This is a genomic window from Devosia sp. Root436, from assembly GCF_001426345.1.
Classification (GTDB): Bacteria; Pseudomonadota; Alphaproteobacteria; order Rhizobiales; family Devosiaceae; genus Devosia.
This window is the reverse complement of the sequence record NZ_LMEM01000015.1, coordinates 35,821-54,502: the sequence shown is the minus strand read 5'-3', so window position 1 is coordinate 54,502 and position 18,682 is coordinate 35,821. Positions and strand designations below refer to the sequence as shown.

The following is an 18,682-nucleotide window of genomic DNA, read 5'->3' as shown; positions in this document are numbered from 1 at the left end:
CGAGCCTCGAACCACGAGGGCGTGGCGCAATCCCTCCGCAAAAAAAATATCTCCCTAACCCCCGCTTGCAGCAAAAAAATTTTGGTGCTGGAATAGTCGCCATGTCAGACATTTGCGGCCGACCATCCTCCGCGACGCCATCACCCACCGGGGCGCCCTGACATGCCCGCCTACATCCTGCAGCGCCTCGGCATGATGGCGATTACCCTCTGGGCCATCGTCACGCTGACCTTCTTCCTCATGCACGCCGTGCCCGGCGGCCCCTTCGTCTCCGAGCGCATGCTGGCCCCCGAAATCGAGGCGGCGCTCAATGCCAAATACGGCCTGGACCAGCCCATCTGGGCGCAATATCTGAGCTATCTGCGCGGCATCGTGACGCTCGATCTCGGCCCGTCCTTCAAATATCCGGGCGTTTCCATCAACACCATGATCGCTACGGGCCTGCCGGTTACCCTGCGCACGGGCCTGCTCGCCGTCATTGCCGTGGTCGCCCTTGGCGTGCCCCTCGGCATCGTCGCCGCGCTCAACCGCAACAAATGGCCCGATACCACCGTCATGCTGATCGCCACCATCGGCGTCGCCATCCCCAGCTACGTCATCGCCACCGTGACGCTCTACATCTTCGCCCTGCGCCTCGGCTGGGTCCCCACCTTTGGGCTCGACGACTGGCGCGGCTATATCCTGCCGGTCTTCGCCTTGTCCGGCTTCTGGATATCCTTCGTCGCCCGCCTCACCCGCTCGTCCTTGCTCGAAACCTTCGAGCAGGATTTCATGACCACCGCCCGCGCCAAGGGGCTGCATCCGGGCCAGGTGCTGTTCAAGCACGGCCTGCGCAATTCACTGGTCCCGGTCGTTACCGTGCTGGGCCCGGTTGTCGCCAATCTCATTACCGGCAGCTTCGTCATCGAGCAGATTTTTGCTTTGCCCGGCATCGGCCGCCAGTTCGTGCTCTCCATCACCAACCGCGACTATACCGCCATCATGGGCATCACCATCTTCTACGCCGCCGCCCTCATGGTGATGATCCTCATTGTCGATCTGCTCTATGCCGTGCTCGATCCCCGCATCAAGCTGACGAGCGCCGCCGCATGAGCGATATTGCCCCCCAGATGTGGGAACGCCTGCCGCCCGCCGATGCCGCCGCGGCCACTACCGCTCCCAGCCTTACCTATTGGCAGGATGCCCGCCGCCGTCTCTGGGCCAACAAGCCCGCCATGGTCTCGATTGCCTTCATCGCCCTGCTGATCCTGGCCGCCATCTTCGGTCCGCTGTTCAGCCCCTTTACCTACGCGGACCAGAACCTGCGCCTCGCCAATATCCCGCCCGCCTTCGAGGCCTATGCGGTAACGGACGGGCAGGGGGGCACCACCCGTTTCTTCCTCAACGCCTCCAACTTCAACCTCTACGAGGTCGATGCCGAAGGGCACGTCCTTGGCCTGCTGCGCGGCGAGCGCAAGGACATGCTGAAAAAGTCCCAGGCCTTCATCTTCGGCGATACCACGCTCACGCTCGACTACAGCAGGCTCCCCGCCCGGCTGGTCGCCGCCGATGGCACCACCATCAGCCCCTCCGGCTGGTCATGGAACCGCACCTACATCTTCGGCACCGACCAGCTCGGCCGCGACGTTCTCGTCCGCCAGCTCTACGGCGCCCGCATTTCCCTCACCGTCGCCTTCGTCGCGACCCTGGTGAACTTCTTCATCGGCATCTTCTATGGCGGCATTGCCGGCTATATCGGCGGCAAGCCCGACGCCATCATGATGCGTATCGTCGAGATCATCGCCACCATTCCGCTGACCCTCTACGTCGTCCTGCTCATGGTCGTGTTCGATAGCGGCCTCTATTCCATCATCATCGCCATCGGCTCGGTCTTCTGGGTCGACATGGCCCGCATCGTCCGCGGCCAGATTCTTTCCCTCAAGAGCCAGGATTACGTCGCTGCCGCCCGCACCATGGGCGCTTCCACCACCCGCATCCTCACCCGCCACCTGCTGCCCAATTCCATCGGCCCCATCATCGTTACCCTGACCATGCTGATCCCCTCGGCCATCTTCATCGAGAGCTTCATGAGCTTCATCGGCCTCGGCGTTACCCCGCCGCTGGCCAGCTGGGGCACGCTGACCTCGGAGGCGGTCGAGACCATGCGCGCCTATCCGCACCAGCTCTTCTTCCCCGCCGCCGCCATCAGCCTCACCATGTTCGCCTTCAATTTCCTCGGCGATGGCCTGCGCGACGCACTCGACCCAAGGTTCCGCCGATGACCCTTCTGTCCAGCGAGCCAAAAGTAGTCCTCATGGTGAGGTGCGAGCTCTTCGCGAGCCTCGAACCACGAGGGCGTGGCACCCTCCCATCCCCGTCGTCGCAGCCATGAACCCCGTCCTCTCCGTCCGCGATCTCAAGACCAGCTTCTTCACCGAGCGTGGCGAAGTCCAGGCCGTGCGCGGCGTCAGCTTCGATGTCCATCCCGGCGAAATCCTAGGCATTGTCGGCGAAAGCGGCTCCGGCAAGTCCATCACCGCCATGTCCATCCTGCGCCTGCTCAAATCCAATGGCCGCATCATCGGCGGCTCGACCTTTTTCGACGGCCAGGATTTGACCGACCTGGCCGAAGCCGATCTGCGCGACATCCGCGGCAACCGCATCGGCATGATCTTCCAGGATCCGATGACCAGCCTCAATCCCACGCTGTCAGTGGGCGAGCAGGTCATCGAAACCATCCTGCGCCATCGCAAGGCCAGCCGCGCCGAAGCCCGCGCCCGCGCGGTGGAACTCTTCGAACTGGTCCGCATCCCTTCCGCCGCCGAGCGACTCAAGTCCTACCCGCACGAATTTTCCGGCGGCATGCGCCAGCGCGTCATGATCGCCATGGCGCTCGCCTGCGACCCCAAACTCCTCATCGCCGACGAGCCCACCACCGCCCTCGACGTCACCATCCAGCGCCAGATTCTCGGCCTCCTCAAGGACCTGCAGGCTCGCCTCGGCATGGCCATCATCCTCATCACCCACGATCTCGGCGTCATCGCCGAAGTCACCGACCGCATCGTCGTCATGTATGGCGGCCTCGTCATGGAAACCGGCCCCGTCAGAGACCTCTTCAAGGCGCCGATGCACCCCTATACGCAGGGCCTCCTCGCCTCCGTCCCCGACCTGCGCGACGACACCCACCGCCGCCTCACCCCCATCCCCGGCTCTCCCCCGGACATGGCCCACCCGCCATCCGGCTGCCCCTTCACCCCCCGCTGCCCCCACGCCATGCGCCAATGCGCGGCAGAACTGCCCCCCATCTTCGGCGCAGGGCAGGGCGCCAGATGCTGGCTGCACCACCCCGACGCGCCCAGGGTCACCGGCCTCAACGAGGTGGCGGCATGAGCGGCTACTCCCCAATCCGTCGGCTCTTGCGTCCCCTCTCCCCTGAGGGGAGAGGGTGGCCGGAGCGTAGCGGAGGTCGGGTGAGGGGTTCACAGCCCGTGAGGCGCTCCCTGGCCACCACCACCCCTGAACCCCTCACCCGCCGCTGCGCGGCGACCTCTCCCCTCAGGGGAGAGGTAAAGGGGCCTTCGTTATGACCCAGCCCCTCGTTTCCATCCGCGACCTCCACAAGCATTTCCCAATCTCCCGCGGGCCCTTCGCCCCGCGCGCTACCCTGCGCGCCGTCGATGGCGTCACCCTCGACATCTTCCCCGGCGAAACCCTTGGTCTTGTCGGCGAATCCGGCTGCGGCAAGTCCACGCTCGCCCGCACCCTCATCCGCCTCCACCGCCCCACCTCCGGCAGCATCGCTTTCGACGGGCTCGACATCGCCACCGCCCCCGAACGCGACCTCAGCCCGTTCCGCCGGCGCGTGCAGATGATCTTCCAGGACCCCTATGCGTCCCTCAACACCCGCATGACCGTCCGCGACCTCATCGCCGAGCCGCTCGAAATCGCCCGTATCGGTACCCCGGCCTCGCGCACCGCAAAGGTCCACGAACTCCTCGCCCGCGTCGGCCTCCACGCCGATCACGCCAATCGCTTCGCCCACGAATTTTCCGGCGGCCAGCGCCAGCGCATCGGCATCGCCCGCGCCATCGCGCTCGAGCCGGACCTGGTCATCTGCGACGAGCCCATTTCAGCGCTCGACGTCTCCGTCCAGGCCCAGGTCGTCAACATGCTCGAAGACCTGCAGGACCAGCTTGGCCTCACCTACCTCTTCATCACCCACGATCTCAGCATGGTGCGCCACATCTCCGACCGCATCGGCGTCATGTATCTCGGCAGGATTGTCGAGCTCGCCTCCGTCTCCGATCTCTATGCCCGCCCGAGCCACCCCTATACACAAGCGCTCCTCGCCTCGATTCCGGTGCCCGATCCCACCGCCACTCGCCCCACCGACCCCATGCGCGGCGAAATCCCCAGCCCTCTCCACATCCCCACCGGCTGCCGCTTCCGCACCCGCTGCCCCCTGGCCACTGACCTTTGTGCTAGCATGGAACCCGAACTCCGCGACCTCGGCCACGGCCACCACGCCGCCTGCCACTATGCCGAACAGGTGGCGGCATGATCGGGTCACCAAGCCATCGGCTCTTGCGCCCCTCTCCCCTGAGGGGAGAGGGTGGCCGGAGCGAAGAGGAGGTCGGGTGAGGGGTTCAGCGCTCATGAAGTCCACCGGATCAGCCCGGCCGCTGAACCCCTCACCCGGTGCTTCGCACCGACCTCTCCCCTGAGGGGAGAGATGAAGACACTACCGGGGCAAGACACCCCCACAACAGGAGAGAACAAATGACCAAGCATTTCCTGCCGCTGCTGACCGCAGCCTTCCTCGCCTCCGCATCAGGTGCCTTCGCCGCCGGTGAACTGACCTATGTGGTCAATAACGAGAGCGCCAAATACGATCCCGGCACCACCGCCGAAACCTTCGCCGCGCCCATTATCGGCAACACGTTCGAAGGCCTGGTCCGCTTCGACGCCAACAACGAGATCGTCCCCGCCCTCGCCGAAAGCTGGGACATTTCCGAGGATGGCTTGACCTATACATTCCACCTGCGCGACGCCAACTGGTCCGATGGCAAGCCCGTCCTGGCCGGCGATTTCGTCTATGCCTGGAAGCGCGTTCTCACCCCGGCCACCGGCGCCATGAACGCCCCCATGCTCTTCTCCATCGTCGGCGCCGAGGAAGCCTATGGTGCCGATGGCGCGGGCGACATTTCCATCTCCGCCCCCGACGACAAGACGCTGACCTTCACCCTAAAGCAGCGCGTCCCCTACATGATGCAACTGCTGACCTACACGACCTTCTTCCCCGTCCGTCAGGACATCGTGGAAGCCGATCCCGAAGGCTGGACGCGCAACCCCGCCACCTTCATCGGCACCGGCCCCTTCCGCGTCACCGAGTTCAACCAGGGTGAATCCGTCGTCTTCGAGAAAAACCCGGAATATTACGACGCCGACGCTGTTTCCCTCGATAAGCTCACCTTCCGCCTGATCCCCGATCCCGCTACCGCACTCGCCGCCATGGAAGCCGGCGATGTCGATGGCATCGAATCCGTTCCCGCCCCGGAAATCCCGCGCCTTTCGGTCGAGTCCGATGCCTTCATGGTCGTCCCGGCTTTGGGCACCACCTATGCCTTCTTCAATCCGCATCAGGCCCCGCTCGACAATATCAAGGTCCGCCAGGCCCTCTCCATGGCCATCGACCGCGAGGAAATCGTCGAATTCGTGCTGCAATCGGCCGACATTCCCGCCCTCGGCCTCGTGCCTCCCGGCATGACCATTGCCGGCGAGGAGTTCACCGAGGGCCGCGACACCTTCGGGCTCGCCCCCACCGCCGAAGTCGAAGAAGCCCAGGCTATGCTGGCCGATGCCGGCTATCCCAATGGCGAAGGCTTCCCCGATACGCTTTTCGTCACCTATTCGTCCCCGCCGATCGAAAAGCTGCTCGAAGCCATCCAGCAGATGTGGAAGCAGAACCTCAATATCGACGTCGATATCCAGGCCACCGAATGGCAGGTCTTCTATCCCGAGGTGCAGAAGGTCGAATACCAGATCGCCCAGATGGGCTGGGGCGCCGATTATCCGCACCCCATGACCTTCCTCGACAATTTCGTCACGGGCAGCCCCAACAACCTGGCCAACTGGTCCAACGCCGACTACGACGCGGCCATCGCCGCCTCCAAGGCCACGGGCGACGAAGCCGAGTCCCTGGCCGAAATGCGCAAGGCCGAGGCCATCCTGATGAACGACCACGTCATCCTGCCGCAATACCACCGCAACAACTACATGATGATGAGCCCCAAGGTGATGGGCTTCTGGCGCTCCACGCTGAACGTTCCCTATTTCCGGGACGCCAAGATCGAAGAGTAAGCAGCACAGGGTGTCGGTCTGCCCCGGCACCCATCAACCACCGCGCTGGCCTCACCCAAGCGCCCGAAAAACACGATGTCATCCCGGCGCAGGCCGGGATCCATCCTGAGGTCTCCCCGCGTCCTCGCAGGTTCAAGCATCTCAGGATGGATTCCGGCCTTCGCCGGAATGACCCGGTGGGTGAGGAAGCGAAGGAAGGTTCCCATGTCCGTAACCGAAATCCGCCAAACCCTCCGCGCCCACAACCTCGCCGACGAGTCCACGCTCGTCCACGGCCTCATCACCGCCACCGGCCTCGACCCCGACGCCCGCACCGCCATCTCCGCCCATGCCGAAGCCCTCGTCTCCACCGTCCGCCAGGGCAACCGGCTCGGCCTGATGGAGTCCTTCCTCGCCGAATACGGCCTCGCCACCGACGAGGGCGTTGCTCTCATGTCCCTGGCCGAAGCGCTGCTCCGCGTGCCCGATGCCGAGACGGTAGACGCCCTCATCCACGACAAGGTCGGCGGTTCCGACTGGACCACCCATTTCGGCGCCTCGTCCAATCAACTGGTCAACTTCTCCTCCTGGGCGCTCAGCCTCACCGCCGATGTGCTCGGCGATCCCGAAATCGGCCCCCGCAACGCCCTGCACCGCGCCATAGCCCGCCTCGGCGAACCGGTCATCCGCACCGCCGTCGCCCAGGCCATGCGCCTGCTGGGCTCCCAGTTCGTCTTCGGCCGCACCATAGACGAGGCCATCGTCAATGCCCGCAAGCCCGAAGCCCAGGGCTACCGCTATTCCTACGACATGCTCGGCGAAGCCGCCCGCACCGCCGCCGACGCGTCCCGTTATTTCGCCGCCTATGGCCGCGCCATCGCTACCCTGGCCCCTCATTGCACGGCCACATCCGTCCGCGACAATCCCGGCATTTCCGTCAAACTCTCCGCCCTCCACCCGCGCTACGAGTTCGCCCAGCGCCACCGCGTCATCGCCGAACTGGTTGATCTGACTCGTCAATTGGCCCTGTCAGCCAAGGCCGCCAATATGGGCTTTAACATCGACGCCGAAGAGGCCGACCGCCTCGATCTCTCCCTCGACATCATCGCCCAGGTCCTCGCCACCCCGGATCTGGCAGGCTGGGACGGCTTCGGCGTCGTGGTCCAGGCCTATGGCAAGCGCGTCCTCCCCCTGATCGACTGGCTTGACGCCACGGCAAAATCCCTCTCCCGCCGCATCATGGTCCGCCTGGTCAAGGGCGCCTATTGGGATGCCGAAATCAAGCGCGCCCAGGTGCTCGGCCTGCCGGGCTACCCGGTCTTCACCCGTAAGGCCTCCACCGACATCAGCTATATCGCCGCCACCAGAAAGCTCCTGGCCGCATCGAGCATCTATCCCCAATTCGCCACCCACAACGCCCACACGGCCTCCGCCGTCCTCCACCTGGCGGCCGAAGCGGGCAGGGCCCCCGACACCTACGAATTCCAGCGCCTCCACGGCATGGGCGAGCGCCTGCACGACGTCCTGCGCACCACATCGGGCACCCGCACCCGCATCTACGCCCCGGTCGGCGCCCACAAGGATCTCCTCGCCTATCTCGTCCGTCGCCTTCTCGAAAACGGCGCCAACGGCTCCTTCGTTTACCAGATCGCCGACGAAGCCATCCCGGCCAGCGTCGTGGCGGAAGACCCGATAGCCAGGATCCTCGCTCTCGACCCGATCCCCAACCCAGCCATCCCATCCCCCTCGTCCATCTTCGCCCCCCGCCAGAACTCTACCGGCCTCGACCTAACCGACCCCATCGCCTTCCCTGCCATGGAATCCGCCCGAGCCGCCTTCGCCATCACCCAATGGCACGCCGAACCCCTCTTCACCTCTCCCTCTGGGGGAGAGGTCGGCGCGAAGCGCCGGGTGAGGGGGCCTTCCTCTTCGCTCCTGAACCCAGCCAACCCCACCGACATTCTCGGCACAGTCGAGGAGGCGACGGCTGAGGATGTGCAGTCCGCCATATCAGCCGCCTCCGCCTCCTCCTGGGCCTCCACCCCCGTCGCCACTCGCGCCAATCTCCTCCGCACCACCGCCGAGCTCTACGAAGCCAACCGCCCCGAACTCTTCGCCCTCCTCGCCCGCGAGGCCGGCAAGACCTGGGCCGATGCCGTGGCCGAAATCCGCGAAGCCGTCGATTTCCTCCGCTACTACGCTGCCGAGGCAGAGGCCCAACCTCTCGCCCCGCCACGCGGCCCCATCGCCGCCATCTCGCCGTGGAATTTCCCGCTCGCCATCTTCACCGGCCAGATCGCCGCCGCCCTGGTCGCTGGCAATCCCGTTCTCGCCAAGCCGGCCCCGCAGACCCCGCTCATCGCCTTCCGCGCCGTCCAGCTCATGCACCGGGCCGGCATCCCCACCGACGCCATCCAGCTCCTCCCCGGCGCTGCCGAAGTCGGCACCGCACTCACCGCCGATCCGCGCATTGCGGGCGTCGTCTTCACCGGCTCGCTGCCCACCGCCCGCAAGATCGACTGCGCCATGGCCGGCAACCTGGCGCCCACGGCGCCCCTCATCGCCGAAACCGGCGGCCTCAACGCCATGATCGTGGATTCCACCGCGCTCCCCGAACAGGCCGTGCGCGACATCCTCGCCTCCGCCTTCCAGTCCGCCGGCCAGCGCTGCTCCGCCCTCCGCGTCCTCTACGTCCAGGAAGACGCCGCCGCGCGCACCCTGGAAATGCTCAAGGGCGCCATGGACGAGCTGACCATGGGCAATCCCTGGCACCTCGCCACCGATATCGGCCCCGTCATCGACGAAGCCGCCAGATCAAAAATCCAGGCCCACATCGATACTTACGAGAAAAACGGGAATCTGATTCATCGCTTGAACAACCACCAAAAACCCAGAGAACCTCATGGTGAGGCGCGAGCCCTTGCGAGCCTCGAACCACGAGGTTCGGGCACGCTGGGGTCGGGCACCTTCGTCCTGCCCACGGTCCTGCGCATCACCGGCATTGCCGACCTCACCGAAGAAATCTTCGGCCCCGTCCTCCACGTCGCCACCTTCAAGGCCGACGAACTGGATTCGGTCATCGCCGCCGTCAACGCTTCGGGCTATGGCCTGACCTTCGGCCTTCACACCCGCATTTCCTCCCGCGTCCGCCAGGTCTCGTCGACCGTCCGCGCCGGTAATATCTATATCAACCGCAACCAGATCGGCGCCGTCGTCGGCTCCCAGCCCTTCGGCGGCGAGGGCCTGTCCGGCACCGGCCCCAAGGCCGGCGGCCCGCATTACCTGCCGCGCTTCACCTTGGGCCACGGCCTTGCCCAGACAGCGCCGCTGCCGCTTCCCGGTCCCACCGGCGAAAGCAACATCATGCACACCGCCCCCCGCGGCACGCTCCTCTGCCTCGGCCCCACGCCGTCCGACCAGCAGGAACAGGCCACGATGGCCGCTCTGTCAGGCAATACCGCCATCCTGGCCGATCTCGACCTCGACACCCTGACCAATGCCCCGACCTTCGACGCGGCGGCTTATTTCGCCGACGACGCCAATCTCCGCGCCATCCGCATCGCCCTCAGCGCCCGCACCGGCGCCATCCTGCCGCTCATCACCGCGCCCGGGCAGGGCGCCCGCCTGCTGGTCGAGCGCCACGTCTGCATCGACACCACCGCAGCCGGCGGCAATGCCAACCTCATGGCGCGGGCGGGATAGGGCCAATCGACATTCAGCTCATCGGGCGCAATTATGCCGATTTCACCGGGTCATTCCCGCGCAAGCGGGAATCTCCCTTACGATACGGCATAGTGAAACAGAGGTTCCGCTTTCGCGAGCCTGCCCTCGTGATAGAACCTTCAACCAGTCCAGTTTGAGCCCATCATGAACCCCACTCTCACCACCCGCATGGCCAACCTTCGCGCCCGCATGGCCGCGACCAGGACCGACCTCGTCGTCATCGGCCCTTCCAGCCACATGCTCTACCTGGCCGATCTCTCGCCGCATGGCGATGAGCGCCCCGTTCTGCTCATGGTCTCGCCCAGCTATGCCGGCCTGCTTATGCCCGCGCTCAATGTCGATAGCGCCCGCCAGCACACCGATCTGCCCTTCTTTCCGTGGGCCGATGCCGATGGTCCTCATGCGGCGCTCGAAGCCCTGCTCGACGCATCGGGCGTGCCGCGCATCAGCCCCTCCATCGTGCTCGATGAAACCATGCGCGCCGATTTCGCCCTGCTGGTCATCGACGCGCTCCCCGGCGCCCACCGGCGCTTCACCCAGGATACGGTCGGCTATCTCCGCTCCCGCAAGGACGCGGATGAATACGACGCCCTCAAGCGGTCGGCCGTGCTCAACGATGCCGCCATGGCGGCCGGCTTTGCCGCCTTGCGCCCCGGCATAACCGAGCGCGAAGTCGCCGCCGCCATCCGCGCCTTCTACAAGGCCCATGGCGCCACCACCGAATTCTGCTCGGTCTGCTTCGGCCCCAATGGCGCCTTCCCGCATCACCACACGGGCGATACCCAGCTCAAGCCCGGCGACGCCGTGCTCATCGATACCGGCGCCCGCATCCACGGCTATCCCTCCGACATGACGCGCGTCGGCTTCCTCGGCTCCGCTCCCGAAGGTTTCGGCCAGATTCACTCCATCCTCGATCGCGCCGTCGATGCGGCCATCAAGGCCGCCAGGCCCGGCGTCAGGGCCAGCGACGTCGACAAGGCCGCCCGCGATGTCATCACCGCGGCCGGCTACGGCCCCAACTTCCTGCATCGCACCGGCCACGGCCTGGGCATCGACATTCACGAGACCCCCTACATCACCGCCACGTCAGATACTGTGCTGGAAGACGGCATGGTCTTTTCCATCGAGCCCGGCATCTACCTGCAAGGCCAGTTCGGCCTCCGCCTCGAGGAAATCGTCATCATCCGCAACGGGATGGCCGAGGTGCTGTCCGAAATGCCCAGAACGGCCGTAGTCGGCGGCTAGTCACAACGCTCTCCACACTCTCGGTGTCACCCCGGCCTTGAGCCGGGGCCCATCCCGAGATTTAGCTACAGCCGCAAGGTCCATCGCTCGGCATCTGGCGGCAAGACGGCCATCTCAGGATGGATCCCGGCTCAAGGCCGGGATGACATTGCGACTGATCCACGATCCGAGGCCTCAATGCCCCCAACGCTCATCACGCCCCGCCTCATCCTCCGCGCCCACACCGCGGCCGACTTCCCCGCCTGCTGCACCCTCTGGGCCGACCCTGAAGTCACCCGCTTCATCGGCGGCCGTCCCAGTACGCGCGAGGAAGTCTGGTCGCGCATCCTGCGCTATGCCGGTCATTGGCAATTGCTCGGCTATGGCTATTTCTTTGCTACCACCCGCGACACTGGGGCCGTCGTCGGCGAATTCGGCCTCGCCGATTTCCACCGCGAGATCATGCCGTCCTTCGGCGATACGCCGGAAGCCGGCTGGGCCATGCTGCCGCACTATCAGGGCAAGGGTCTCGCCTACGAGGCCCTTGCCGCCATCCTCGCCTGGGCAGACCAGTCCATGCCCCGCACCGTCTGCATGATCGATCCCGCCAATACCGCCTCGCTCAGCCTGGCCGGCAAGCTCGGCTATGCCCAATATGCCGGCACCACCTACAAGGATCATGCGACGCTCCTGTTCGAGCGTCGCAGGGGCGCGTGACCACCCGCCAAATGCTAACAGTCTGCTAACCTATTCGGCCATGCGTGAACCCGATTCAGACCTTCACCCGCACCATCTGGTACGAGTAGGGCGGCAGCGTCACGCTCAGCGATCCACCCTCCAGCCGGGCGCCGGAGCCCTTGCGCGGCGCCACTTCCGCCTGGTTCCGCGCCGTATTCACCGCCTCCAGGTCTCCATGGGTCATCACCTGGTGGTCGATCACCTTATCCCCGGCAAACCCTTGCAGGCTCACCGCCACATCGATGGCCTCCGTGCCATGCCGGTTGACCAGGAAAAAGCTCAGCACGCCTTCGGCCTCGTCATGCACCCCTGATACGTCCACATAGGGCGTATCGTCCTGGTGCAGGCTGTCATAGCCCGGCGAATTGACGATGAGATTCAATGCTGTACCGCGCCCGAAGCGCGAAGCGAAATAGTACGGATAGTAGATCGTCTGCGCCCAGGCCGGCCCGCCCTTTTCCGTCATGATGGGGGCGATCACATTCACCAGCTGCGCGATGCAGGCGATCTTCACCACATCCGAGCGGCGGATGAAGGTGTTGAGGATCAGCCCCACCATCAGCACGTCTTCGAAATTGTAGATGTCTTCCAAAAGCCCCGGCGCATGCGGCCAGCCGCCATTGCCGTCTAGAATGGCCCGGTCCTGCTTGTTGGAGTGGTACCAGACATTCCACTCGTCGAACGAAATGGTGACGTCGCGCTTGCTCTTCCGCTTGGCCTTCACCTGCAGGATGGTGGAGGCCACCGTCTCGATATAGCGATCCAGTTTATGGTTCAGCGCCAGATAGTTGGCCGTGTTCTTCTCGCGATTGGCGAAATACATGTGCAGGCTGATATGATCGACATGATCATAGGTATGCTCCAGCACGATCCGCTCCCAGTCGGGATAGCTCGCCATGTCCGAATTGGACGATCCGCAGACGATCAGTTCCAGCGATTTATCGAACATGCGCATGGCCCGCGCCGTGTTGGCGGCCAGCTTGCCATATTCGGCCGCATCCTTGTGGCCGACCTGCCAGGGCCCGTCCATCTCGTTGCCCAGGCACCACATTTTGACGTTCCAGGGTTCCTTGCGGCCGTTCCGGATGCGCAGGTCGCTCCAGTAGCTGCCGCCGGGATGGTTCACATATTCGAGGAAATTGCGGGCCTCATCGACCCCGCGTGAACCCAGATTGACCGCCAGCATCATCTGGGTGCCGACACTGGCGCACCAGTCGGCGAATTCATGCACGCCCACCGCGTTGCTCTCGGACGTATGCCAGGCCAGGTCGAGCCGCGTCGGACGCTGCTCGCGCGGCCCGATGCCGTCCTCCCAGTTATAGGCGGAAACGAAGTTACCCCCGGGGTAGCGAACCACGGGTATATTGATATCCCTGACCAGCTTGGCCACATCCCCGCGCATGCCGTTTTCGTCGGCGGTGGGGTGGTCGGGCTCATAGATGCCTTCGTAGATGGCCCGTCCCAGATGTTCGAGAAAGGCTCCATAGACCCGGTCGTCGATCTTGCTGATCGTGAAATCCCTGTGCGCGACGACCGATGCCTTCACCTTGTCCTCCAACCAATCCCAATGTTCTGATTTATATCAGTTATACAGTTTTAAACGAGGCCGTCAGGGTGGCGCAAGAATAAATATGACTTTTGCGATCGACCGCCCACAAACTATTCGCTCTTTCCCCACCCTCCCCCTTGAGGGGCAGGGCTTACAATTGGTAGCTCCACCACGATGTCATTCCGGCGAAGGCCGGAATCCATCTTGAGATAGTTCAGCTTCCGCTGGGTGTGACTAGACCTCAGGATGGATTCCGGCCTTCGCCGGAATGACATCGCGTAAGCTACCGCTTCCCTACCGCTCCGTCTCCAGCCGCATGATGATCTCCTGGTCGTAATTGCCAAACCCGCGCCCGAAAATATTGATGCCCCCCGGATGTTTAGCATCATCCTTCACCCCGATCCGCAACCGGATCGAGTGATGGTTGCCGAGGTCCAGATCCACCAGCGAGACCGGCGAAATCCTGACCCCGTCGACATAGCTGCCATCTTGCGTCACCCGCCAGCTCTTGAGCTTGCCATATTGGCTGCCCCGCAGCTTCCACCAGTCCGGCGTATAGACTCCGCGCTTGTCCCCGAAATCGCCGGGGCTCATCCAGGTGCCGATTTCGGTGCCGTTGACCGATAGCGTGATATCGCTCGGCCAGTCCGCCGAGGTTCCGGGCACTTCGCTGCTCAGCTCCATCGAGAATTCCATCGTCTCGATCGTGTTCTGGCTCAGCCTGGCATTGTTGGGAAACTGGTATTCCACATAGCCCCGCGTGAACCAGATCAGCCCGGCCTTCATCCGGTCCGGATCGAGAAACGTGTCCGGCACGTCCAGCAGGCCGATTATCCCATCGGCCGAGCACAGCCCGCACGGTGCCGATACCGCGCAGCTCGTATAAAGCCCGATCGGCATCGCCACCTCGATCGTGTTCGATTTCAAGGGCTTGACGTCGTCCTTGAACGTCACCAGCACTTCGTCGAACAGCGAATGGCAGATTTTCTGGCTGCCCTTGCGCGCCTTCTGCGTCTCGGTGCGGATCAGCCCGGCACTTTCCAGGATTTGGATATTGGTCGATACGGTCGACTGCGGCAGCGCCAGATGCCGGGCAATGTCATTGCCGTTCATCGGCCCCTGCATATGCAGCAGCTTGAGGATGCTCACCCTGACCGGCGAAGCCAGTCCCTTGAGCACGTCGATGCCGTCTTCGGGGTCGATGACGAGGAAATTGCGGCTCATGGGCGATCCAGGATGATTTCGTTTCAGTAATGCCTATCAACATTCCTGATACAATCAACCGGGCAGCTACGACGCTTCCAGCGCCGAACCGATCAGGCTGAGCCGGCACTGGTCCTGCAGCGCCCGCACATAGACATTCTTGGCCATGAACAGCGCCTGCCCGAAATAGACCTTCACCGGCGGAATGACGTCGATCTTGACCTGCACCAGGTCATCGTCCTCGGGGCCGACGCACCAGGCCGGTATGATGGCGAAGCCCAGCCCGCTCTCCACGCATTTCTTAAGGCTTGAACTGCCCGAGGCCGAGGTCGAGGCCTCGGTCTGGCCGCCCCCTTTGGCCAGGAAATCCATGGCCATGTTGCGCAGCGTCTGCCCCGGCTCATAGGTGACGAGCGGCCGTCCGCGCGACCATTCCGGAATGTCGGCCGCCCGCGGCGGTGGGCCCCAGCTTCGCGGATAGACCAGGTTGAGATGATAGGTTCCGAGCAGGCTCTGCGGCACCACCGGATCGCCGAAGAACCGCTCGTTGATGCAGACATCGAGACTGCCGTTCTTGACCAGTTCGGCGAGCGAGGTGTCGCGTTCATAGGCGATCACCTCGACATTGGGGAACTGCGCATGGAACTCGGCCAGCACGGCAGGCAGCAGATAGTAAAAAATCGCCTGCGGCAGGCCGATGCGCAGCACCGGGCGCTGGCTGGCTACCACCAGCGACAGCCGCTCCAGCATGATTTCCAGCTCCGGATGGAGCAGGTTGTAGAGAGCAACCCCGCGCGGCGTCAGGCGGATTTTCTTGGCGCCCTGGTCGGATTCCACCAGCCGCTCATGCATTTGCTGTTCCAGCCGCCGCACATGATTGGCGGCCGATTGGTAGCTCAGGTTCAGCTCGCGTGCCGCGGCCGAATAGGATCCATGCCTCGCCACGAGGTAGAAGGTCTGGATCAGCGTCAGGTTGATTTCGGCCATGGGTCAGGCTCCTGGCGCAGATCATAGAGGCCGCCCGCAGCCGGGCAAGCCGAGGCAGGCCAAAAGGTCTACAAAAATGCTGCGCTTCACCCCCGTTTCATTTGTATCGACGCTTTCCTCGCCCCCGGACCATTGTGCAGGACCTCGTTCAGCTCGTGTTCCCGAATGCCTCAATCGACAAGCGTTTCGCCTCGTTCCCCAGGGTCTGTAGCCATCATCGGCGCCGGCATCGTCGGCATGTCCGCGGCTCATTTCCTGTCGCGGGCCGGCTGGCGGGTCACGGTCTATGATTCCGGCGTCGTGGCATCGGGCGCCACCGGTTCTGCCGACGGTGCGGTTTCCGTGGCCAGCAAGAAGCCGGGCCCGCTGATGACCCTGGCCGTCGCGGCCGTCCGGTTCTACGAACACCTGGCGGAAACCGGGGTGCTGGTGGACGAATTCATCTCCCGCTCGACCTTCATGATCGCCTCGCAATCCGACGAACTGGACGTGCTCGAGAGCCAGTCTGCCCAGCTTGAAGCCGCCGGCGTGCCGGTGCGTCTGCTCAAGGGCCAATCCCTTGCCGAAACGGTCGGCGCCGCGGCACCCTCGGCGCTGGCGGCGGTGGAGGTGCAAGGCGAAGGCCATGCCGTGGGCTACCGCGTCGTCGAGCGGTTGCGCCGGCTTGGCGGCTTCACCATCAGGCGGCACTGCCGGATTGTCGGCCTGCGCCAATCCGGCGGCAGCGTCAGCGGCGTGGTGACCGAACAGGGTGTCGAGCCGGCCGATGCCGTGCTGCTGGCAGCCGGGCTCGGGTCGATGGATTTTCTCGCGGGCTCCGGCCTGATCCGCCCGCGCAAGGGGCAGTTGATCGTCACCGACCGGGCCGGCAGGGATACGCCGCGCTTTCCCGGACCGCTGATGTCATGCCGCTACTTGGTCAGCAAGGGCAGCCATCCGGCCGGCAAGCTGCCCGAATCCCGTTCGCTCGGCCTCGTCGTCGATCCCCTGAGGACGGGCCAGTTCCTCATTGGCGGTTCGCGCGAAGACCGCGACGACAAGGACACGGCCGATGCCGATACCGTCGCCAGCCTGCTGCGTGACGCCGTGGCGCTCTCCCCCTCGCTTGCCCGGCTTCGGGTTATCAGGGTCTTTGCCGGCGTCCGCGCCGCGACGCGCGATGGCATGCCGATCGTCGGTCGCGTCGGGGGCGCCGACAATGTTTGGGTCGCCACCGGGTTCGAGGGCGATGGCATCTGCCTGGGTCCGCTGATGGGACACCTGTGCCAGCAGATGATCTGCGGCCGGCCGGCAGACCAGGATATCTCCGCCCTCGGTGCCGACCGTTTCGGCCTGAAACTGGCGGATGCGGCATGACCAGTACCAGCCAGGCATTCTTGTTCGACGGCAAGGCAATCCCCTTCGATAGCAACGAAACCATCGCCATGGCGCTCGATCGCGCCGGCATCCGCACGCTCGGCGCAGGGCAGGGCAACAGCACCGGCCGTTATTTCTGCGGCATCGGCACCTGTCAGGCCTGCACCGTCTCGGTCGATGGCACCCGAATGGAAGCCTGTCTCACCCCAGCCCGCATTGGCCTGCAGGTCGAGCGTATCGCGTCGGTGTCGCTATGAGCGATAGGGAAGTTCTCGTTATCGGCGGTGGCCCGGCCGGCGTTGCGGCGGCGCTGGAAATGGCGCGCGGCGGCCTCAAGGTAACGCTCTGCGAGCAGGGCCCCCGGCTCGGCGGCGCCATCCATCGCCAACCCGACGATCCGTCAAGGCGCGTTCGCGTGCCCAAGGCGCAGCGACAGCGTTGGCAGGCCCTCGCCGAGGCCCTTGCGGCGAGCCCGGTGACGGTCCTCTGCCGGCACATGTTTGCCGGTGTCGAAGGCAGCGGTGCCGTGCTGCTTGAAGATCGCGCCAGCGGTCGCATCGTCACCCGGCATCCGGCGGCGCTGGTGCTGGCGCTGGGCGGCGTTGAACGCGCAACCCCCGTGCCGGGCTGGCAATTGCCGGGCGTCGTCACTGCTGGCGGGTTGCAGATGATGATGAAATCGACCGGAAGGGCACCCGATGGCGACGTATTGCTCGCCGGCTCGGGCCCGCTGCTCGTGGCAGTCGCCGCGCAGTTGACCGCGCTCGGCAAGGCGCCTGTCGCCGTTCTGGAGCGCAGCACCAGCGCAGTATCTTTGCGCGCCCTTGCCGGGTTGATCCGGGCTCCCGCCTATCTCTGGGAGGCTGCGGGCTATCTGTTGCCGCTGACAAAAGCTGGCATACGCCTGCAACGCGGCGCGTCGGTGCGCTCGATCGTGCCGGCCGGTGATCGGCTGTCGGTCACCATCGTCGACACTATCGGCCTCGAACAGCGGCTGGTCGTCGACCGGGTGGCTCTGCATGATGGCCTGCTGCCCAACGGCAACGGCACCACCCCCGCGCCCAACGGCCCGTTCACCGTGCTGGCCGGCGATTGCCGGGAAGTGCTGGGCGGGGTCGCCGCCATTGCCGATGGCCGCCTGGCCGGGCTGGCCGTGCTCGCAAGGCTGGGACAAGCCGCTCCTGACTTGGCCGGCGCGGCCGCCACGCTACGGCGCGAGCGGCGCACGCAATCGGCCCTCAATACGCTGTTCGACTATTCCGGCAGCGATGCGGCGCATCTGCCTGACGACACGGTGATCTGCCGTTGCGAGGGGCGCACGCTCGGGCAGCTTCGCGGCATGCTGGCAGCGGGTGACCGGGTTTCGGCGCGCGAGATCAAGCTCAATGGCCGCTTCGGAATGGGGGCCTGCCAGGGCCGCTTCTGCGCCGAATGGGTGGCTGCATTCGTGGCCAGCCAGCGCGATGGCCAGCCCCCGCAAGTGGCCGAAATCGTCGGCAGCCGTTGGCCGGTCAAACCGGTCCCGGTTTCGGCCTTCGTCGACCTCCCCCCTTCCAGTCCATCAGAGTGAGTGCCGTGTCCCCA

Annotated in this window: 14 protein-coding genes; 11 read left to right on the top strand and 3 right to left on the bottom strand. The window is 64.9% G+C overall.

Annotated features, from left to right (window positions below):
- Positions 1 to 162: 162 nt before the first annotated feature.
- The 8 genes from ASD04_RS17715 to ASD04_RS17680 all read left to right on the top strand — a co-directional run bounded on the left by ASD04_RS17715 (position 163) and on the right by ASD04_RS17680 (position 11,982).
- On the top strand, positions 163 to 1,092 hold the full coding sequence (locus ASD04_RS17715; RefSeq protein WP_056259914.1) for an ABC transporter permease: 930 nt from the start codon (positions 163 to 165) through the stop codon (positions 1,090 to 1,092).
- Complete coding sequence (locus ASD04_RS17710; protein ID WP_056259912.1) at positions 1,089 to 2,261, top strand: ABC transporter permease; 1,173 nt, start codon at positions 1,089 to 1,091, stop codon at positions 2,259 to 2,261. The genes ASD04_RS17715 and ASD04_RS17710 overlap by 4 nt, the downstream gene beginning before the upstream one ends.
- A 106-nt stretch (positions 2,262 to 2,367) precedes the next feature.
- Complete coding sequence (locus tag ASD04_RS17705; RefSeq protein WP_056259911.1) at positions 2,368 to 3,369, top strand: ABC transporter ATP-binding protein; 1,002 nt, start codon at positions 2,368 to 2,370, stop codon at positions 3,367 to 3,369.
- A gap of 193 nt (positions 3,370 to 3,562) precedes the next feature.
- On the top strand, positions 3,563 to 4,540 hold the full coding sequence (locus tag ASD04_RS17700) for an oligopeptide/dipeptide ABC transporter ATP-binding protein (RefSeq protein ID WP_056259909.1): 978 nt from the start codon (positions 3,563 to 3,565) through the stop codon (positions 4,538 to 4,540).
- A gap of 218 nt (positions 4,541 to 4,758) precedes the next feature.
- A complete protein-coding gene (locus ASD04_RS17695; protein ID WP_056259907.1) occupies positions 4,759 to 6,339 on the top strand; it encodes a peptide ABC transporter substrate-binding protein in 1,581 nt (526 codons plus the stop codon).
- Between the two features lie 204 nt (positions 6,340 to 6,543).
- On the top strand, positions 6,544 to 10,020 hold the full coding sequence (putA, locus tag ASD04_RS17690) for a bifunctional proline dehydrogenase/L-glutamate gamma-semialdehyde dehydrogenase PutA (protein WP_056259905.1): 3,477 nt from the start codon (positions 6,544 to 6,546) through the stop codon (positions 10,018 to 10,020).
- Between the two features lie 165 nt (positions 10,021 to 10,185).
- The gene (locus ASD04_RS17685) at positions 10,186 to 11,286 is read left to right on the top strand and encodes a Xaa-Pro peptidase family protein (protein ID WP_056259904.1); all 1,101 of its coding nucleotides are present in this window, start codon (positions 10,186 to 10,188) and stop codon (positions 11,284 to 11,286) included.
- A 177-nt stretch (positions 11,287 to 11,463) separates the two neighbouring features.
- Positions 11,464 to 11,982, top strand: a complete 519-nt coding sequence (locus tag ASD04_RS17680; RefSeq protein ID WP_056259903.1) for a GNAT family N-acetyltransferase — start codon at positions 11,464 to 11,466, stop codon at positions 11,980 to 11,982.
- Between the two features lie 55 nt (positions 11,983 to 12,037).
- On the opposite strand, the gene ASD04_RS17675 is transcribed toward ASD04_RS17680, so the two are convergent.
- The 3 genes from ASD04_RS17675 to ASD04_RS17665 form a co-directional block, all read right to left on the bottom strand.
- Complete coding sequence (locus ASD04_RS17675; RefSeq protein WP_056259902.1) at positions 12,038 to 13,549, bottom strand: alpha-N-arabinofuranosidase; 1,512 nt, start codon at positions 13,547 to 13,549, stop codon at positions 12,038 to 12,040.
- Positions 13,550 to 13,846: 297 nt separating this feature from the next.
- Complete coding sequence (locus tag ASD04_RS17670) at positions 13,847 to 14,776, bottom strand: helix-turn-helix domain-containing protein (protein ID WP_056259901.1); 930 nt, start codon at positions 14,774 to 14,776, stop codon at positions 13,847 to 13,849.
- A 66-nt stretch (positions 14,777 to 14,842) separates the two neighbouring features.
- Entirely contained in the window at positions 14,843 to 15,742 is a 900-nt protein-coding gene (locus tag ASD04_RS17665; RefSeq protein WP_056259899.1) for a LysR family transcriptional regulator, read from the bottom strand.
- A 165-nt stretch (positions 15,743 to 15,907) separates the two neighbouring features.
- On the opposite strand from ASD04_RS17665, the gene ASD04_RS17660 reads away from it, so the two are divergent.
- Genes ASD04_RS17660 through ASD04_RS17650 form a run of 3 tightly spaced genes read left to right on the top strand, consistent with a single transcriptional unit; the run spans position 15,908 to position 18,668 of the window.
- Positions 15,908 to 17,098, top strand: a complete 1,191-nt coding sequence (locus tag ASD04_RS17660) for an FAD-binding oxidoreductase (RefSeq protein WP_082531329.1) — start codon at positions 15,908 to 15,910, stop codon at positions 17,096 to 17,098.
- Entirely contained in the window at positions 17,095 to 17,355 is a 261-nt protein-coding gene (locus tag ASD04_RS17655) for a 2Fe-2S iron-sulfur cluster-binding protein (RefSeq protein WP_056259897.1), read from the top strand. Before ASD04_RS17660 ends, ASD04_RS17655 begins: the two co-directional genes overlap by 4 nt.
- Entirely contained in the window at positions 17,352 to 18,668 is a 1,317-nt protein-coding gene (locus tag ASD04_RS17650) for an FAD-dependent oxidoreductase (RefSeq protein ID WP_056259895.1), read from the top strand. The genes ASD04_RS17655 and ASD04_RS17650 overlap by 4 nt, the downstream gene beginning before the upstream one ends.
- Positions 18,669 to 18,682 lie beyond the last annotated feature (14 nt).

What these genes read in the sequence shown, in the direction of transcription:
- putA (WP_056259905.1), top strand. Translation starts at nt 6,544, where the DNA reads ATGTCCGTAACCGAAATCCGCCAAACCCTCCGCGCCCACAACCTCGCC.
- ASD04_RS17650 (WP_056259895.1), top strand. Translation starts at nt 17,352, where the DNA reads ATGAGCGATAGGGAAGTTCTCGTTATCGGCGGTGGCCCGGCCGGCGTT.
- ASD04_RS17715 (WP_056259914.1), top strand. Translation starts at nt 163, where the DNA reads ATGCCCGCCTACATCCTGCAGCGCCTCGGCATGATGGCGATTACCCTC.
- ASD04_RS17685 (WP_056259904.1), top strand. Translation starts at nt 10,186, where the DNA reads ATGAACCCCACTCTCACCACCCGCATGGCCAACCTTCGCGCCCGCATG.
- ASD04_RS17660 (WP_082531329.1), top strand. Translation starts at nt 15,908, where the DNA reads ATGCCTCAATCGACAAGCGTTTCGCCTCGTTCCCCAGGGTCTGTAGCC.
- ASD04_RS17695 (WP_056259907.1), top strand. Translation starts at nt 4,759, where the DNA reads ATGACCAAGCATTTCCTGCCGCTGCTGACCGCAGCCTTCCTCGCCTCC.
- ASD04_RS17670 (WP_056259901.1), bottom strand. Translation starts at nt 14,776, where the DNA reads ATGAGCCGCAATTTCCTCGTCATCGACCCCGAAGACGGCATCGACGTG.
- ASD04_RS17680 (WP_056259903.1), top strand. Translation starts at nt 11,464, where the DNA reads ATGCCCCCAACGCTCATCACGCCCCGCCTCATCCTCCGCGCCCACACC.
- ASD04_RS17700 (WP_056259909.1), top strand. Translation starts at nt 3,563, where the DNA reads ATGACCCAGCCCCTCGTTTCCATCCGCGACCTCCACAAGCATTTCCCA.
- ASD04_RS17705 (WP_056259911.1), top strand. Translation starts at nt 2,368, where the DNA reads ATGAACCCCGTCCTCTCCGTCCGCGATCTCAAGACCAGCTTCTTCACC.
- ASD04_RS17665 (WP_056259899.1), bottom strand. Translation starts at nt 15,742, where the DNA reads ATGGCCGAAATCAACCTGACGCTGATCCAGACCTTCTACCTCGTGGCG.
- ASD04_RS17710 (WP_056259912.1), top strand. Translation starts at nt 1,089, where the DNA reads ATGAGCGATATTGCCCCCCAGATGTGGGAACGCCTGCCGCCCGCCGAT.
- ASD04_RS17655 (WP_056259897.1), top strand. Translation starts at nt 17,095, where the DNA reads ATGACCAGTACCAGCCAGGCATTCTTGTTCGACGGCAAGGCAATCCCC.